Origin of the sequence: Paenibacillus urinalis (genome assembly GCF_028747985.1) — a bacterium.
In the GTDB taxonomy this organism is placed as follows: Bacteria; Bacillota; Bacilli; order Paenibacillales; family Paenibacillaceae; genus Paenibacillus; species Paenibacillus urinalis.
Genome location: NZ_CP118108.1, coordinates 4890815 through 4910695 on the forward strand (window position 1 = coordinate 4890815; position 19881 = coordinate 4910695).

Sequence of the window (19881 nt, forward strand, 5' to 3'; positions counted from 1 at the left end):
TGCTCTACTATGACTCTCTTATTCTGTATAAATGCTCAGCATTCGAGTAATCATCACCGCTGCCTGTGCTCGTGTCGCCTGACCGCCAGGCTTGAACGTATTGTGTGTCATCCCCTCGATGATCCCTTGCTGGACAGCCTCGGCCACGATATTGGGTGCTTGAATGTACACACGATCCTTGAACTTGCTCAGGATGCTGTTCGGTGTACCGTTAAGTGCCGATTCATGACCGCCATAGTGCAGTGCACGAACCATCATAATCGCCATCTGCTCACGCGTGATCAGCTGATCAGGTTTAAAAGTACCGTCCTGATGCCCTGTAATGATGCCCGCCTTGGTGGCTGCACCGATGTAAGCGCCAGATATGCTGTAAGGAACGTCTCCGAATCGGCGTGATTCTTCAAAATCACCATCTAGACCAAGACTTCTTGCGATCATTCCGGCAAACTCTGCCCGGGTAATCGGCCGGTCAGGTTCATAGTTTGATCCTCCAGGCTGATCAATGATCCACATCGAAGCCAGTCTTTCAATAGAAGTTCTTGCCCAGTGGCTATACATGCCTACATAGGACACTGAATGATTTGCCGGAACGACCGCTTGATTGCCAGCTAGTTTCGCTTGCACAATATGTGCATCCCTTGTCTTGGTCATTCGGAACGGAACAGGGCTTAGTCTCTGAATCGTGTTATCCATCTTCACGAGTCCAAGTGTACTGCTGCTTACGGTGCCACTTAATCGAAGATATAGCTGTCCGTTAGATGCCAGGGCTGTTTTATATGTTGATGAATCGTTAGACACATAAGTGCTTGCATCCATGATACTGGACAGCTTGGATGCTGAGCTTTGTCCGAGCAATTGATCCATAGCTACAGAAGATGAAGGAGTTACCGCTTCTAACTGAATGTACAGTGTCGCTCCGCTAATCGTTGTATTCGCGGCTCCTGCCATCGTATTCAGCTCAAGCTGGCTTACAGGAACCGTATACAGCGTATCTCCATATCTGACCCCGATGACAGCTCTTGAATTCAATCGTTTCATCTCATCGAGTGCCTGCAGCTTGAAACCAACGACAGCAGCGCCCTCTGTCTGAGGAACTTCGACAGCGACCAGCGGTGTGCCTCCGGACGCATTTATATACGTATAAGCTTGTTTAAGCAGCTCCGTGCTCGGCGTATAAGCATTCGCGCTGCGGTTATACTTCGACATTACCGACGACTTGGCTGCTGCAATACTATTCAGCACATAACCTGTCTCGTTAAAGAGTGACGAATCAAGTACAGTAAGCCCGCTTGGCATACTGGTCGAGCCTCCGCCTGTTGTGCTGCTCGTTCGGTTCTGGAGCGCAAATGGTCCAAAACCTGTTATAGTCTCTCCTGTGGCTGACTTCAGCGGTATAGCACCAGGTGAGTAAGCAAGCGTGACATTCTGTCCGGCATATACCGGAGCAGTGAGTGTTATGGTCACCGTCTGATTCTGCACCGAAGCGGATGCAACTTGAACGCCTTGACCACCCGCGATGATCGTGAACTGAGATGGAGTAATTGAGCTCTGCATCTGCATCGCTTCCGACATGGTCAAGGTTACGGTTTGGCTCTGGACTGAACCCTGTTTTACACTGCCGCTCCCATACACCATAACCGGAATCAGATCAAGATACCCTGCAGGATTGTAGTTCAGATCGGTCAACCGCTTCACACCAGGAATATAGGATAACGTCACATCCTGATTCATGGCTAGCGAGTTAGCCAGCGTTAATTCTACGGTATCTTCATTAACCTCGACACTGTTCACATACAACGGACTTCGATTAACCAGGACAGAGAACTGGCTTTTTAATGGAAGATTATCGGTTCGAAGTGCTTCATTGTATTGTATGTACAGCTTATTACCACCTGCCCAGGTCTCTACGAACTCAGGAGCTCTGGTATCATAGCTGTTCCGAACAAAGAAATCACCAAACCCGGGAAGTGCCTGTTCCCTGTAGTCTTTCAGCGGATAGGATCCCGGCGTATAAGTTACACGAACAACTTCTCCATCCGTCACTGCCCGACTCAAAATAAGCGTAACCGCTGATCCGCTGCTTATGCTAATACTGCTTACACCTATACTGTTGCCATTCGCAGTGACTTGGAACTGATCCCGGGCATTGGAAGCTGTCACTTTTACACTTTCGGTAAAGTATAAATATAGCGTGTTTCCGTACACGGTCCCTTCTCTCGGCTTGGACAACACAGAGTCGAGGTCATTCACAATCTCGCGATTTGAGAAGGAGGCAGCCGAGTTTCCCGATAAATCCTGTACCGGTCTTACACCCGGCGTGTAGGACAAACGGACAACCTGACCTACCGCAACTCCTGTGTCCAGCATGACATAGACGGTATCCCCGGATACACTGACATCGCTAATTCCGCGATTCTCTCCGTTCACAGTTACTGAGTAACTGGAAGTCAGTGGTTTGACGTTTGTACCTAGCACCTCATTGTATGTCAGTCGGATAAGGGTATTGGTGTACATTTTGGAGGATTGTAGTACAGGAGCGGTCGTGTCCCTCGTATACGTCTTGAAGCTCCACGATCTGCTTCCTGTTAGTCCTGCAAACGTATTTCCTGCTGCATCTCTAAACACACCACCGGGTACATCAACCTGGTATGTTGTATTGTGCTCCAGTTGTGCAGTCGGGGTGATCACAAGCTGTCTAGGATTGGATGAATTAATAACTGTACGTGCACCAACAGTCGACCCGCCTGCCTTACGAAGCGTCACAGATCCAGTATATTCAGGGTTCAGCGTCTTATTAAACGTAAGTATAAGCGGTTGATCCACCGGTGCACTCATGCTTCCATCACTAGGAGATAAGGACGATACCGTAAGCGCAGATGTATCGGTTGACACCGTAAAGCTCCAGCTTCCCTTGGCTATGGGCTGACTTCGATTCTGATACGCATCCCAGAATGCCCCTAACGGGACAACGACATCATATACAGTATTATTTTCTAATGCTGTTGTTGGCGTAATCCGAATAGTGCTCGTTCCGCCGCCACTCACGCGGGAAGAGGTTACAGGAATTGTATCCACAACTTGATTATTCGATCGTTGGATAATCTCAATACTGCCTGCCGCTGGATACATGTCTTTGCTGAATTTCAGAGCTAGCGAAGAAGCAGGGAGTACTCCTGCTGCATTATGGGCAGGTGTCTTTTCTACGACAGGGACTTCTCCCATCCCCTCTGTCCAGAAGCGCCATGTTCCTGCATCTTGTATGCCTTCAAAAGGGACATCCTGCTCGTTCACAAAGGCACCGTTGTCTATCAGAACATAATATCCACCGCTGCTCAGCTCATCTGTACCCATATCGAAGGTAATGTATGTACCATATCCGCCAGAAGGAACTTCTGTTCCGTCTTTATGATCAAATATTTTCACTTCTGTATCCATATCAAATTGCTTGACCTTGCGATTGTCGGACAGACTCTGGATCATTACCGATCCGCCATCCTGCCCTTTTCTTACAGACTCCGTCAACTGAATGGACAAGCTTGGCTTCTTAGATACCTCAACTTGCCCAGAGTACGGTTTCAGCTCCTGCACATCCTCAATCTGAGCCGTCATTGTCTGTCCTGTCATCACCTGAGGGGAAGTTGCAAGCTGAGAACTTACCTGCAGCGACATGTTTTGTCCTGTTGTTATCTGTACGGGTGCATCTGCATAGGCTGAACCTACTCCTGTACTGACAGCAGCTTGGAGGGTTAGTGCACAGACCAGCGCCCATGATAATCCTTTTTTCATTATGCAGCACTCACTCCTTTCCATTTTGCACTCTAAAATAATCCAGACCTCTTCTTTACATCGGTTAAATGGAAAATATAGTTTAGTCATCACGCGCCCAACGTTCGAATCCAGGCTCTCCACAATGACTTCACAACGAAAAAAAGCCCTCGATGGTTATCCATCGAAGGCTTAAATTTGGTCGCTCTCGTATATCGAGCTTATTCAATCCGTTCTATCCGTATCTGCTTGCTAATTATAGACCAGCTTGGCTCTTCAATACGTCTGCTTTGTCCATGCGTTCCCAAGGCAGATCGATATCTGTACGGCCGAAGTGGCCATATGCCGCTGTTTGCTTGTAAATCGGACGACGCAGATCCAGCATGCGAATAATGCCAGCCGGACGAAGGTCGAAGTTGTTCCGCACGAGTTCAACCAGCTTCTCTTCACTGATCTTGCCTGTGCCATAGGTATCGACGTTAATCGATACCGGATTCGCTACACCGATCGCATATGCAAGCTGAATCTCCACCTTGTCAGCAAGTCCTGCTGCAACGAGATTCTTCGCTACATAACGCGCTGCATAAGCTGCAGAACGGTCTACCTTCGTAGGATCCTTACCGGAGAAAGCACCGCCGCCATGACGCGCATAGCCGCCATATGTATCCACGATAATCTTCCGTCCTGTAAGTCCTGCGTCCCCTTGAGGTCCACCGATGACAAAACGGCCTGTCGGGTTAATGAAGTATTTTGTTTCATTGTCCAGCAGTTCTGCCGGAACGACAGGAGACAGCACATGCTCACGAATGTCAGCCTGAATTTGCTTCAGCGTAATATCTTCGGCATGCTGTGTAGATACTACGATGGTGTCCACACGAACCGGCTTGTTGCCGTCATATTCAATCGTGACTTGGGTCTTGCCGTCCGGACGAAGGTATCCAAGTGTGCCATCCTTACGAACCTCAGCCAGACGACGAGCGATACGGTGAGACAGAGCAATCGGGAGCGGCATAAGCTCTGGAGTCTCATTGGTTGCAAAACCAAACATCAGACCTTGGTCACCCGCACCGATATTTTCCGTTTCCTTCTCCATTAGAGCCGGGTCGCGGTTCTCTAGGGCCGCATTAACACCCTGAGCAATGTCCTTGGACTGCTCGTTCAGGGAAGTAAGTACAGCAGAAGTCTGGTAGTCAAAACCATATTTCGCACGTGTATATCCGATCTCTTTAATGGTGTTACGCGCAATGGCCGAAATGTCGATATAATCAGCTGTTGAAGTAATCTCACCGATAACCAGCACAAGTCCGGTCGCGACAGATACTTCACATGCTACACGGGCATTTGGATCGGCTTCAAGAAATGCATCCAGTACTGCGTCTGATATCTGATCACAGATTTTATCCGGATGCCCTTCAGTTACGGACTCTGATGTGAATAAGTGACGCCCTTTAACAGACATTGTAGTAATCAACCTCCCACATATATGGATATTATGGTCTATCGCCCATACGTTTATCCTTAAACAAAAAACGAACCTTTTCCACCATGGAAAAGGTTGCAGTACATCCTCATACGACATGTTAACGTATTTGTCAATCCGTGTCAATCAGATAAAGTATGAATATTCCAGTCGGATATTACGGTTTTATTGCCTTTTTTTACAGACAGAATGCAGTGTGCTTACTATAGATTAGGGATCTGGAAGGAACTAGACTCCGCCGATCGGACAAGACGTTTTGTGATTTCTCCGCCGATCGATCCGTTTTCTCTAGAGGTTAGATATCCCCATCCAGCAAACGAAGAATGGCCATTGGTTGAGCCCAGCTCATCACCAAACTCTGTGTCTGCACCCCCTGCATGGGAACCGCCCGTATATATCCCAAACTCCGCTGCGATTTCATACTTCATTTGCTCCAGCATTTGACGGCATTCCGGAACCAGCTTGCTCTTGTTTCTTGCCATGATCTATGCACCTCCTGTGTATTGGTCTTGCAGGCATATTGTTTGCACCTCAGGGGCTTTATAGACTGGCGAATCATTGTTACTTATGGAAAAATGACACACATTAAAAATCATCCATCGACACACACTGAAATCCAAGAAACTGAAATCCAAGAAAAAAGACGTTCCGCCTCATATATAATATGAAGCAAAACGTCGCATACTTAGAAATAACAAGCTATAAAATATAACTTCGGTTTGTAATAACCAAATAATAAACCAAACCCTAAGGAACTAAGAAGAGATTATAATTACCGCGAACCATAACCGTCAGATTGTATTTGTTGCCCTGCTGTACCTCGATACCTCTACCCTCACGAGGGAAAGAGAGGAGATGGTTGTTCGTAATCGCCGTCCCATTGGTCAAGTCCTGGCCTGCAGTCAGATCGGCTACACCGTTCGCATCTGCAGAATAGATAACGGCCTTACCGCTACGAACGATAAACTCCGTTCCTGCTCCGGCAACAAGACGCTGTCCAGGCTTCACAACGACAATCTTCAGTTCTTCCCCTGCAGCTGGGGTGGACGGTTCAGATGGACCTGCTCCGCTTCCGCCATTTAGTCCATTTTGTATTGCTTGATCTACATAGCTCTTCGTAACGACTGGATCATCTACTGTACCCGGCTGGGTATTCTCTGATGCACCATCTGCAGTAATATTCATAACCGATCCAATCCATATTCCACCACCGATCGCGACGGTAGCCATACCTAATTTCAACACGCGCTTCATGATGTTCCTCCTCTAAATCTATCAATTCCATAATTATCATGATAGAGTGATTTTGCCATATAGACAAGAAGAACTTGGTAATAAGAATAATCTATTCTTCTGGAATTACAGCAGGAAGGCGATTGGGATTATAGTACATGGACTGGCCAGCAATCTTTAACCTCTCCCCTTGGAACTCGTCATAAATGGATATTTGATAGGTTCCCGCTCTACGATCTTCAAAGATCCGATCATCTATCGACCAGGATAGCAGCTGATTCGCTCCAAGCTTCATGTCCGTACCCGGTACAAGCTCCTTGGCAAAGGCTCTGCCCGTAGAATCGGTAATCTCGACAATGAACTTGTGCTCATTCTCAGGAAGGCTATACTCGTTGTTTTGGCTAAGCGTATAGTACCATTCAATAGATACATTGGATCCACCGGACAGGTAAGCATCGAAGGTATGCGTCTGTACTTGATAAGGGAACAGCTCAAAATTCTGAATTGTTGCTAGAGCCGTGACCTGCTGTGGAGTGATCTCAAGGGATGCCGCATTAACATAGCCAGTAGCTTCTCCTTTTACTGGTGTCAGTTTATCCTCTGTAACTCCCTCACCGACGATTAGTCGCATATCTGACACGGTTACCCGCTTCGGAATCTTTGTCCACATGGTTACGATGCTCTTGTCTTCAGGGCCAGCCGGGTAATCAATCTGTTTGACATTTGCTTTAAAATAAAGACCGCTGGAAGACATATAGTATCCGCTGAGCTGCGACAGATCGGCCTGACGATTCTCCATATTGGTCATTTCGAGCTCTGTATACACAAGATCCGTCGTTGTCCCTGGATAGACGACGGATTTTCGTGTCTTGACTTCCGCCTTTTTACCGAGTGTGGTTAACGTGTAGGCTGCATCCTTCTCAATCTCCGGAACCTCTGGGATGGCTCCAATATTCGTCAGCTTGATCCACTCTGTTGACTCTTCTCCTACCTTCTCTTCAAGGGCTACTTGCAGCTGAGCAATATCTAGCGTTGTAGGAATTTTCGTTACCAGATACATATCTACTGCCTGCCCTGGTCCGAGCAGTGAAGCAGCCTGACTCTTAATCAGTTTGGTGCTGCCCGCATCCTTCGCTGCATCTATTGTATATACACCTTGCAGATCTGGCAGACGAAGTGTCTTCACCGAAGTGTTCTTAACCGTCAGCTTGGCAGAGAGCAGATCCCCATCAGTCCAAGGCAAACGTTGAATGGAAGACCAGGTCACACCATAGGTTCCGCTATCATTCTTCACAGAGATCTCTCGCCCAAGTGTATTCTGCAATGAAGATGGCTGAGGAAGTATATAGATTCCTGCAGGATAGCTGTAAGCAGGTGCTTTGCTCTCTGGATCCTCCGATTTAGGAGTATTCATAATTAGCTTGAGCGCACCTTGAGCAACTTCATAGGATACGGAGATATCCAGCTTGATCGTCTTCTCTGCACCTGGCTGCAAGGATAGATTCTCTAGAGCCTTCGTAGTCATCGGATAGGAGTTGCCATTACCGCTTTTCAATAGAAATTCGTATTTAGGCACCGTAATGGTTTCTTTGCTGATGTTCTTGAATTTAAAGCTTAAGGACAAATCATTGCTGCCATAGCTCTGACTAACCGTCGCAGCTTCCAGCGTCGTTTCCAGCTTCAAATTCTCCACCGTGACTTGTCTTGGTTTAAAAGGCTGCGTCGCTACAGTCTTTGTCGTACTTGCTGCAGGCAATTGTAAAGTAGCAAGCGGCAGCACCGTCTTGGCTTCGCCTTCCTCCTCTACCACTATGAGCTCTGCTCCCGCCAGCTTGACCGACTTCGGAATACTGGAGAGCAGCTTCAATGTCTTGTTCTCCTGTGGCTGAATACTAAAGGTAGCTTCTGCCGAATCCAAGAGCAGCGGATAGTTACTGCCTCCTGCTGTTCTCAGAATCCATTTGGCGGTAGGGTTCTCCAGCAGCTTGTAGCCCGTGTTATGCAGGTTCACACTGACCTCTGCATAGTTGTAATCCGAGCCTGAATGGAACTCAAACTTCGATACTTTAATTTTGATTGGCGTGTCATTTAAGCGGATGATCTTCGATTGATTGACTGGTGTAGACAAGGTATAAGACGCCGGCACATTAAAATGCCCTAAATGGCTCTCATAGTTCGGTTTGGTGAAATCCCATTTCACGATCTGGAACAGGAGATCACTGACTTTTACGTTCTTTCCAACCTTCACAATATAGGTAACGGCAAGGGACGAGCCAGCGGCAACACTCTTCTTCTCCTGATCACGTGCGATAAGATTCGGAGAATACAATGTTCCGCCCTTTGTCTTCACTTTGGTCCAATAATCAATAAGCATTAACGTCTTGCTGTCATTATTCTGATAGGTCAGGGTGTAGGTGAGAGTCTTGCCATCTTCTTGTGTGAGTACATTGAGGTCGGTAAGTTTAACAGTGCTCTTAGAGGTTAATTTGACGGGTTTGAGGTTATTAAGTGTATGTATGGGTTTGTCACTTTTTGTCGACGATGAACTAGAGCTTTTCACAGTGGAAGTTTTTTGAGCCGCGGCAGTCTTTGATGTGCTACTTCCTATTGAGGCACCAATAATTGGAGCGCTAGGTAAAGCTGTCCCTAGGGGAGCAACCGTAGGATTTGAGCCGCTGTATAACAGATTGGATGGAGTTAAATTATTATTACTGGAAAAATTAGATGAAATCGAATCAGTTAAGACGGATAGATTCATTGGATGATAAAAATTTGCCTGTTTAAAATTCGTGCTCTCAGCATCTGCAACGACTGATGATCCTTGTCCTAAAATAAGCAATACAGTAGTAGTCCAAAGTACTGTTTTTTGATAGTGTTTATGTTTCACGTCTTACCTCCAATTGTTTCCTTTTTTTGAAGATACTATATAGACGCTGATTATCAGAAGAAAGTTTCTAAAAAACAATAAAAAGAGGACCAAAATGGCCCTCTTTTTATTTGACAATTTTAATTACTCAGCAACGTCAACGATTTTAGCACCAGTAGTTGGGTTACCCTTTAAATCTGTAATGTTTACAGTTACATCAGCTGTGAAAGCTGTGTCAGTAGCTGTAGAATTATTTGCTACAGTCACTGTCGCACCATTCCAAGTGAAAGCAAGATCTGCTGCTGTAAGACCAGAAGCTGTAACAATTGCACTCTCTACAGCAGTTTGAGAAGCAGCATTAATTGATTCAGAGAAAGTAATTGTTGCAGTAGCACCATGTGCAATATTACCAGTCAGTGCTTTTGTAACAGTTGGGGCAACAGTATCAATTGCTCCAACAGCAGTGTTATAAGTCGAAGAAACTGCTGCTTTGTTAGTAGCCTTGTCTTGAATATGAGCAGCATCATTAATTACACGTACACTGTACTCATCTGTTGTTGCAGCAGTAAGACTAATTTCAATGTTTTTCTCATCAGCTGATAATCCTGTTGTATAGCTAGTAACAGGTACACGTTCTTGAGTTCTGATGTTAGTTACAACAAGATCGTATTTGTAATCAGTTGCTGTACCGCCAAGTGCTTCACTGAATGGAAGGATAATTACATTGCTATTTACATTCAGTCTTGTTTGTCCGCTTGCAAGTTGAACTTGTGGTTTAACTGCATCTTTAATATCTACTTGAGTTTCTGTTTGAACTGCTTTGATACCAGAAGTAGATACGATGTTGTTATTAGCTCTGATCACCAATCCAAATGGTTCATCATCAGTGTTAGTAAGAGCTGTGTTGCTCACGTCACCAGACAATTTAACTGTAACAATATTGGAACCATTAGCTGTTACGGAAGAGATAGAAACTCCAGTTGCACTTCCAGTAAGAGCAAAGTCACTTACAGCAGCTCTACCAATTGGTTGATCAAATTTAACTTTGATCTCACCTTTTGCTGTCAACTTAGCAGGCTCAGAAGTAGAATTATCATATCCATCTGCTAGATTAGCACTTCCGGAGTTGATTGAAATAGCACCTGCTCCAAAGTTTGTAATAACATTACCAGCAGCGTCTTTAAGACCCAACAATTGGAAATGCGTTACATTAGCACCCGCAGTAGTATCGTTAATTCCTACACGTGCATTATCAATGTATTCAGGGAATACCAAGCGAACTGCTTCACCATTTTGGATAGGTGTAACTTCAGTACCAGCAGGCAATTGTTGTACTCTATCGTTGATAGTTACAAGGTAGTTACCAGCGCTACCCAAGCTTGCGAGTTCGAGTTTCTTGTCAAAGTTAATGATCAATGTACGACCAGTACCGGAGTTAGAAGTATAACTTGGTGCTGTTACATCAGAACCATTAAGAGTTGTAGTGTAATCTACAATTGTATTTTGAAGTTTAGTAGTGTCACGAACACCAGAAATCTTCAATGTATAAGACTCATCCAACGCATCATAAGTAGTAAGTGTAAATACTTTACCTACAGTTGGATCAGAAGTATCAGTAGATGCTACAGTACGAACAGGTACTACATCACCATTTGCTTTAGTTAGAGTGAAGTATTTAACATCTTCAATTTTAACTTGTTTGGAGAATTTCAAATTAACTTCTTTGTTGTTAAGTTGGCTGATACGAACCTCAGTTACCTCTGGACGAGTTTGATCCAATTCAGCTCTTACCTTAACTTCTGTGTCTTTAATTTGGTTACCAGAGTAGTCTTTAACTCCTTCTACGAAGAGACTAGTTTCGTAACCTGGCAAAGAGTTAGCAGTGAAGTCAAATTCGTATACTGTTGCAGATACACGATTGATGGAAGAAGCTGCTTTTTTGTCATTTCCGGATTTCCAGTAAACGTTAGAAGCAGACAATGTATCTTGATCAATTTCTTCACTGAAAGTAACTGTAACTTTTTCAAGTGTCGCACTTACATTTGCTACAGTAGGTGCAGTAGTATCTTCTACAACTGTAAAGTCAAATTCTTTAGTAAGAGCTTTGAAATTATTGTAATCTTCTACGCCAGATACCTCTAATTTGTGGTTTCCTACAGAAAGATCAGAAGCAGTGTATGGTTTCAGGATCAATTCACGTGATCCAGTATCTACACTACCAAAGAATGTCTTACCATCCAATTTGAAGTTAGCTGAAGAAGCGGTTTTGATTGGTTCAGAGAACGTAACTTTAATTGCTTTAGTTCCCAAAGCCTTAACTTCACTAACTTCTGGAAGTGCATTATCAATTGGTGTGAATGCAACATCTTCAGCGTCAATTGTTCTGTCTCCAGCTTTGACGTTTCTAACATCTAGTTTGTAGGCTCTTTGATTAGTCAAAGTACCAGCAACAGTTAAGCGAACTGTTTTACCATCTTCCAGAAGAGTAGCAGATTGAACTGTTACAGAGCTGTCAACGGAGTATTTGTCTTTATCTTCTGCAGATACTTTATCAACAGTACCATCAAACTGTACATCTACTTCTTTCAGGTTAGCAGAAACTGCACTAGCTACTTTAGTAGCAGTTGTTACTACATAAGTAACTTTCTCAGTAAATTCTTTATCTTTGTGAGTGAATTTAACTTCAGTTTCTGTGTTAGCTACAAGTGCTTTATCCAAAGTTACTTTCACAGTTTCGCCGTCGCTCATTTTGAACTCAACAGCTTTACCGGATTCGATAACTGTGTAAGACTCAACTTGCAAGCTCAGTTCTTGATCAACTGCGTATGCAGCACTTACAAGAAGTTCGCGGGAAGCGTTGGATTGGAAGTTAGCGTTAGCGTCAACCAGACCTGCGTTGATTGCTGCTTGAACATAACCTTTAGCCCATGCTGTTGCAGAGTTGTTAGTTTCAGTTGGTACTTCAAGATCAAGCGCACGTACAAGTACAGTTGCCATTTCTTGAATTGTTACTGGGTTAGAAGTTCCGAAGATTTTCTTAGTAGAGTTAACGCCTTCCATGATACCTGCAGCGTAAACTGCTTCTACATAAGGAGCTGCCCAGTGTTTTTCACCGTAGTTTTTGTCTTTAAAGGAGTAAACGCCTTCTACTTCTTTAAGACCCATTGTCTTAGTGATGACTTTAGCGAACTCAGCGCGAGTCATTTGTCTGTCAAGGTGTGCTTGACCGTCTGGGAATCCAGCGAAGATCCCTTTATCTTTCAAGTAGTTGTATTGCGCGTTTACATCAGTAAGACCAGTTTGACCGAATGCTACAGAAGCAAACATGGAGAATGCCATTGCTGTAGACAAAGCCACGGATAAAATTTTCTTCATAACCTTTTTTTCTCCTCCTCGAGAAATCATCACATGATTATTTTCTTTATGATTGATAGTACTAGTAAATGGGTTGCCCGTGTCACTCATTAGCCGATACACCCCCTTTCTAGAGTTGAGCAAGTAAATCCATATAAAATGATGTCTGTGATAGATCACAGAAACTAGTAAATATAAGCCAGGGTAAGAAAAAATAGAGTAGTTTCCTAATCCTACCTATCGTATTATACAATGTGGTTCGGAAGACGTAAAGAAAATTTTTCTAATAAATAGACAAAATTCTCCATGAATCTCTTTCCTAAATCCTCCATCGTTTTGGCTCTACATCTTAAACGCAGTAGTTTCTAAAAAGTTGCGAAGTTTCAAAAAAAAATTTCACTAATTTTAAAATCATGGGAGTTATCCTTCAATATACAATATCGGTTCCAAATAATTGATAATGAATAGCGCGACAACTCTAAGTTATATGTAACCAAAAACAGGATTGGAATATCCTTCAAATAAAGTGAAATTCAAAAAAATTTGAATTTACCTTCTACCGAAATAAAAATCGCAATAAATCAAATGAAACATAAACAAAAAAGATGCCGAATCTCGGCACCTTCATCTCAAGCTATTCTCTTCTGTTGCTTATTTAATCTTCATCGCCAGCTCAATGATGCGAGCACGCAGCTTAGGATCGGTATTTAGATTCTCGTACATATCTTCAATCGGTTTCTTATTATCTCGATAAGTCTTTTCATGCTTAATCGTAACATGAGACCATTCAATGAGTTCATTCTCTGCTGCCATCAAATTATTATATGCATCATGGAATCCAGTCTTCATCACAAGACCTTCCATCACTTCCTGCGAGATATCCTGAGTCTTGCGTGTCTTCTCAATCTCTACTTCTAGAATCGCTGCTTGTTTCTCGAACTGTGTCTTTGCCTTCATGTAGCCAAGCTGAGCTTTCGAATAGATAGCTTTCATCAGATAATTTCACCCTTTAGAAAAATGTGTATTTTACGTTATTGTATCTTATAATCTATTAAATTACAAAAACTAATGTCTAAACCTACCAATGGAAAAACCAGGAAGTGCATGTAACAACAGCATTTCCTGGTTTATTCTACTTTACTAGCTTAAGTTCTTCGGAAAGACTTTCGTATAATTCTTGAGCAGCTCTACTGCGATCTTCGCCGCTTCAGCACGTGTCAGATTCGATTTCGGGTTAAACATATATTGTACCTTGGATTGACCCGCAACCGAAGTTGGCGATCCCACCATAATCTTAGCTTTAGACACAGCGAGTACAGAAGGTCTTGCATATAAATCAACTTGTCCTGAATCCATGAATGATTTGGCCAGATTGTCTGCCAGCTTATCGTCGTTAGCAGCAAGCTTGAGATTGGTTGCTCTTGCAATCATGGTAGCAGCTTGCTCTCTGGTTAGAGGAGAATTCGGAGAGAACACTCCTTCACTAATTCCTGTTATAATTCCAGCTCTAGCTGCCGTTTCAATATGCTTGTAATCCCATACAACTGTCGAAGAATTTAAATACACATCGGTAAAGGTAAGTTTCCCCTCATAGTTCAATGGAAGGTTAAGTCCTTTAACCAAGAGCGTTGCGAACTCACCTCTGGTCGTTTGATCCTGTGCACCAAACTGCTCGAAAGTAAGATTCTCCATATAACCTTTTGAATAAACGCCATTTAGAATATTACGTGCCCAAGAGTGGTTCGTAATATCTGGATAACTTCTACTTAGCTTCATTACTTTATAGTAACCAAATTTATCAAAAGGTACTGTGATGGTATGATTCTTCGTGTCAACGACTCCACCAATCCGTTCCCATTTCGGTCTTGAATCACCCGTTGCATTCTTTTCTTCCAGGGTAATTGGTGAGTAACGGAACACAGCAATGGTTGAACCCACCTCATCTACTACGTTAGGATCGTAGCTCAGAGTCAATTCCCCGCGCTGGCTTGGCGTAACTTTGCGTTCATTCTTAATATTATTGAACATGCCTTCTACTGAATACGGCGCAAGCCCATTTGTAGATTTGGATGTTGTACCTTCTACTTCTCCAAGTCCTCCATTAATCCAGTACACATCTGAGATCAGTGAGAAGTTCCTTGTCTTATCCGTCGATTGGAAATTCATCAGATCTTCAGCTGTTACTTGAATCTTAGGCAATCCATTATCAACATCATTATTAGGACCAGGAAGTCTTACGATTTGTCCATAATCATTGCGTCGTTCAACAATTCCATTCTCTGGGTTAGCAATTCCGAACAATATCTTGGTATCTGGATAATACTTCGTAATTCCAAGGTCTGTTTCTGATTGAAGAATTGTACCTTTCGGGAAGGAAAGCTCTACGGACTTATTAAATACACTGTACTTATTCGCTGTCTTGGTAGGCATAAACTGTGAATCCACACCTACAGCTCCTGTGTAATACACATTAAAGGTTTCAGTGTAACTAGTCTGACCTGTTGAAATTTCTACGTCAATTTCATTGTTCTTATCCTGCTTTAATCCAACGTAATCCAATTCGTAACGTCCTGTTTGAGGATTGAGCACTGCTGCTTCCTTACCAATGACTACTGAAGTTGCTCCTGGTGCATAGATATCAAAGTGGATAAAGTTTTTACTTACGACGTAGCCACCGTCAACCGTTGGTTTAGGAGCATAAATCTCATATGGTTTCACTTCACTAATAATGGTCACATTCGCGGAACTGTATGAACCCGTATTTTTATAAACATTGAGATTATAGCTGTATGTTCCAGGGTTTGATAATGTGAAGCCCTGCACTCTAATAACAAAGTCATTCTGGTCACCATAAATTTGATAACTTAATGCGTCCTGTCCTGGTACTTTGACAAGTCCCGTTGTGGCGGCAATATTAGTAGGACCGATAATGGATTGCGTGCCTTGCAGCAACTCAAACTTGGAAGCACCATTACCACGGAAGATTAAGTTATATCCTTTTTCTACCGTCTTATACGTATTGCTGCCTTCGTATGTGAATTCTGGAGATGCGTTGAAGAAGCTTTCTACTTCTGTTTGAGTCTCTGGAAATTTCGTCATGCTGTTTCCGGCTTTGGAAGGCATAAAATTACTGATATTCGGCTGATTCTCATCAATAATATAGATGACAAGCTCAGTAACATAGGTATCGCCATTCCCTTTGAGCACAATACGATTCTCACCAAATACCAGAACTCTGTCTAGAGCTGTATTGTTCCCCTCACTCTCCATTTTTAGATTAACTAAAAAGGCGCCAGTTGCAGTCGTTATCCAGTCAGAGGCTGCATCTCTAACCAAGACACCATTAACATACAGATTGCCGTCAATTCTGTTGTCAACTTCAGGGAAATCCATGTATTCTCCTATTAGATCAATAGAGAAGTTCTCAATAACACTGGAGTCTACAGGGATAACTTGACCATTCGAATGACTGCTTACGTGAATACTTGTCTTAGAAACAAAGGTTATTTTAGCCTGCACAGAGTTGGAGTTCACACCATAATTAAATTTTACATTTTGCACGCCACTCTTAAACCCAGTCACTTGATATACATATTGATTTTTATTATTAACCTTACCTTTTTTCGTTACATCGACAGTTCCGGTTGGAATATAACTTGCCGCAAGTACTGCATCATTGATCGGGCTTCTCGTCTCAACAAGAATATAGAAGGAGCTTGAACTGACTTCAGAGTTATTAAGAGCTCTCCCACCCGACACATCACTTTCTGTAAATGTATCACTCTCTCCCGTTCCTGCTGTGAACGAAGAAGGAAGTAATTGAATCTGATTGATCCGAACTTGATCTGTAGCAAACGTATATTTTAATACACGATTGGAAATTGAAGCTCCATCATAAATAACATCTGCAGTAATTGAAGTATTGTTCGCATCAATTTCAATTCCATCAACAGTCAAGGTTACCATACGGTAGCTTGGTACTACACCTGGTGTTCCTTGAAACACTTCTTCTGTAATATCGGTTACAGTGTAACCATTACTATCATTAATCTCTATGGTTCCATTGTCTTCAAAGGACTTTCCATTAATATCTTCTAATAGAACTTCAAGAAATAATTTGCCTGCACTGCTATTCCCCGCTGTCCAAGTTGGGTCGTCACCCAGGAGATCAATCTTATTATTCTCACCCGTACCTAAATGAGCAGATACAATACTATTGCCCTCTTCATAATAATAAAGTTGATAGGGTCTATTCACTGTGCTTGTACCGTCTGATACTCGAAGTGTCAGGTTATTAATTCCTGGCTTCAGGTTCATCTCCGAGGAATAGAACGTTCCGTCAGCAAGGAGTGTTGAAGGCAGATTACTACCTCCGTTCAATGTCACTTGAACCTGTGTTGCATTGGCTACAGTACCTTCCAATGAAATAATCTGCTGGGGCACAACAACTGTTGCTCCTTCATTTAGAGCGATGGGCTGCGAACCGGTAAGAATGTTCACATTCTTGATGTATGTGGTTGGCTTGAAGTATACATAGAAGCTCTCATACTTGGAATTACTACCGGATACTCCAGAGTTATCGCCTTGTATACCGCTGAAAGTGATCTTATTCATACCTGAATATAGCTGCACATTAGCTACAAATTTATTATCTGGAGAGTCTGCATCTCGTTGGATCGACCCTGTATTCATTTGGTTGGCTACTTCAGTCCAGCTTGAGCTGGCATCCTTTTGAGTAAGAGCCTGAACCTCTACCCTCATTGTAGAGCCTACAATTCTTAAGTAGGAGCCTTTAACCTCCAAATTTGATTCCGTCACTTGAAGTGCATTATCAGTTGTAAGTTTATCGCTGTCTCCCGTATTCAACCCTTTACCGAGTGATCCTCGAAGCGTTGGATTCTCAGGGAAGAAATAAGTCGGCGTTACCGCTGCCTCTGCCTTATTAACCAAACCAGGGGGGAACAGTGAAACAATAAGTGTTACTAACAGCAGCCATACCATCGGCCGTTTGATGCGCTGCATATAATCTCTCCTTTAAATATAGTTACCTCTTATATCGGATGGCCTGGGTCAAATATGAAGAAGTTTCAACAAAAAAAGCCTTATTCCCTAAATAGGAACAAGGCTGGTTAATTATAGTTCAAAGGTTTAAATAATAGATGATATAATGGCTGTTCAATTCACTTATCATTTCGTGCGAGACTCGGACGCCTTCACTCTCAGCTTCATGAAGAAGTTGATCAGCGGACGCTTCGTTTTGTCGATCAGGCCGATGACCTCTGCTCCGATCTGCAGGAAGAACATCATGACACAGATCACGACAAAGGTAACCCAGTTCGCCTCATGCATCGTCGCAGAAGACTGGATCACGGCAAGTACGCCGAAGAATGCGGCAATACCGTAGATAATCAGCACCGTTTGACGGTGGCTGAAGCCAAGCTCACGCAGACGGTGATGCAAGTGACCTTTATCCGGTGCGAAGATCGGCTTCTTGTTCAAGAAGCGGCGAAGAATCGCAAACAGTGTATCGGACAATGGTACAGCGATAATGATCAGCGGTGTGATCAAGGATACGACAGCTATCTGCTTAAATCCAAGAAGCGAGAGCATGGCGAGACTGAAGCCCAGGAACAGTGATCCTGTATCTCCCATGAAGATCTTGGCCGGATGAAAGTTAAAGAACAAGAATCCGATAATACTGCCGAGCAGCACAAGACAGATGAGTGCAGTCGTAACATTGCCCATAATGAAGGACATGACCGCAATCGTACCAATTGCAATGGCAGACACACCCGCAGCAAGACCATCGAGTCCATCGATCAGGTTGATCGCATTCGTCACACCGACAATCCAGAAGATCGTCAGCGGAATCGAGATCCATAGTTCAAGTGATGAATACGCATCAGCAAAAGGAATATTTACAAAATCTATACGGATCTGAAATCCGAACACAACGACACACGCCGTAATAATCTGAGCTAAAAACTTAACCTTGGCCGACAATTGGAACCGATCATCTAGCGCACCGATCAGGGCAATCATTGTACCGCCTATCATAAAAGCCTGGATGAATCGGGAATCTCTTGCAGTGAAGTATTCCGAAACAAACGGAAGCAGCGCCAGCATCGTGACCATGAAAGCAAGAAAAATACCGAGACCACCGAGTCTAGGCATAATCTTGGTATGAACCTTACGTGCATCAGGCACGTCAACGGCTCCCACATTTACCGCAAACTTCTTCACGAGAGGCGTAAGTCCTACCGCAAGTCCGAGAGCCACGATAAATCCCAAGATATAGAACATTAACATTTGTTCATTCAACCCCCAATTTTTAAAAACAAAGAATCCTTCACGAATCTGTCCATGACCCAACTGAACAGCATTATACTCTCTTGACCTCTGAATTACTATTCTTTTTTTCTAGCAAAAATCATTGTTTTTAACAGATCTTCCTGTATTTTCACACGATTTACACTATTTTCGTCACGTTTTCTTTCTCACGTTTCACCTTGCGTACGAACTGCGGCAAGGCAAGCATTCGCTTGGCCCGCTTCGGTTCCTTGAGCAGCCGGTACAGCCATTCCGCTCTCAGCTTCTGGAATATGACCGGTGCACGCTTAGACCTTCCGGAAATAATATCGAAGCTGCCGCCCACACCCATCATCAGCGGAACGCCGAGCTGCTCCTTATATTTACCAATCCAAGGCTCCTGGGTATCTGCGCCTCTGGCTACAAACAGCAGGTGCGGGCTCGCTGCACGAATCTGCGCAATAACTTCCGGATCTTCGGACTCACCGAAGAAGCCATCGCGATATCCGCACACCACGATGCCAGGATATTGCTTTTGTAACCTGCTTGCTGTCTCTTGAATCACTTCTTCTGTAGAACCGAGCAAATACACTCTCCACTGATAGGATTCTCCAACATGCATGAGTTCATGTAACAGATCAAATCCGGCAACACGCTCTGCTACAGGAACACCGCAGTATTCAGCTGCCCAGACTACACCGGTACCGTCGGGAACGATCAGCTCGGCCGACTTCATAATTTCCATATATTTCGGATCATCCAGTGCGGCCATGACCATAATCGGGTTGCCTGTAATGATCTGATGCGGCTTGCCGCTCTGTATTGCTTCGGTCAGATAAGCCACGGTGTCCTTCATATTCATACGCGAAAACGG

Annotated in this window: 10 protein-coding genes; all 10 read right to left on the reverse strand. The window is 43.7% G+C overall.

Features of this window, described 5'->3' with window-relative positions; genetic code table 11:
• Nucleotides 1–18: 18 nt before the first annotated feature.
• Entirely contained in the window at nucleotides 19–3786 is a 3768-nt protein-coding gene (locus tag PUW25_RS22735; protein ID WP_274337595.1) for a SwmB domain-containing protein, read from the reverse strand.
• A gap of 235 nt (nucleotides 3787–4021) precedes the next feature.
• Nucleotides 4022–5224 (reverse strand): methionine adenosyltransferase, encoded by a 1203-nt coding sequence (gene metK / locus PUW25_RS22740; RefSeq protein WP_274338455.1) that lies wholly within the window; start codon nucleotides 5222–5224, stop codon nucleotides 4022–4024.
• Between the two features lie 224 nt (nucleotides 5225–5448).
• Complete coding sequence (locus tag PUW25_RS22745) at nucleotides 5449–5727, reverse strand: alpha/beta-type small acid-soluble spore protein (RefSeq protein ID WP_274337597.1); 279 nt, start codon at nucleotides 5725–5727, stop codon at nucleotides 5449–5451.
• A 265-nt stretch (nucleotides 5728–5992) separates the two neighbouring features.
• A complete protein-coding gene (locus tag PUW25_RS22750) occupies nucleotides 5993–6499 on the reverse strand; it encodes a hypothetical protein (RefSeq protein WP_274338456.1) in 507 nt (168 codons plus the stop codon).
• Between the two features lie 91 nt (nucleotides 6500–6590).
• Nucleotides 6591–8852, reverse strand: a complete 2262-nt coding sequence (locus PUW25_RS22755) for a hypothetical protein (protein WP_274338457.1) — start codon at nucleotides 8850–8852, stop codon at nucleotides 6591–6593.
• 636 nt (nucleotides 8853–9488) lie between these two features.
• Nucleotides 9489–12809, reverse strand: coding sequence for an S-layer homology domain-containing protein (locus PUW25_RS22760; RefSeq protein ID WP_274338458.1), 3321 nt, complete (start codon nucleotides 12807–12809; stop codon nucleotides 9489–9491).
• 540 nt (nucleotides 12810–13349) lie between these two features.
• A complete protein-coding gene (locus PUW25_RS22765) occupies nucleotides 13350–13691 on the reverse strand; it encodes a hypothetical protein (RefSeq protein ID WP_274337601.1) in 342 nt (113 codons plus the stop codon).
• A 147-nt stretch (nucleotides 13692–13838) separates the two neighbouring features.
• The gene (locus tag PUW25_RS22770; RefSeq protein ID WP_274338459.1) at nucleotides 13839–17720 is read right to left on the reverse strand and encodes an S-layer homology domain-containing protein; all 3882 of its coding nucleotides are present in this window, start codon (nucleotides 17718–17720) and stop codon (nucleotides 13839–13841) included.
• Nucleotides 17721–17885: 165 nt separating this feature from the next.
• The gene (locus PUW25_RS22775) at nucleotides 17886–19007 is read right to left on the reverse strand and encodes a glycosyltransferase family 4 protein (protein ID WP_076314504.1); all 1122 of its coding nucleotides are present in this window, start codon (nucleotides 19005–19007) and stop codon (nucleotides 17886–17888) included.
• Between the two features lie 160 nt (nucleotides 19008–19167).
• Complete coding sequence (locus PUW25_RS22780; protein WP_274338629.1) at nucleotides 19168–19869, reverse strand: WecB/TagA/CpsF family glycosyltransferase; 702 nt, start codon at nucleotides 19867–19869, stop codon at nucleotides 19168–19170.
• Nucleotides 19870–19881 lie beyond the last annotated feature (12 nt).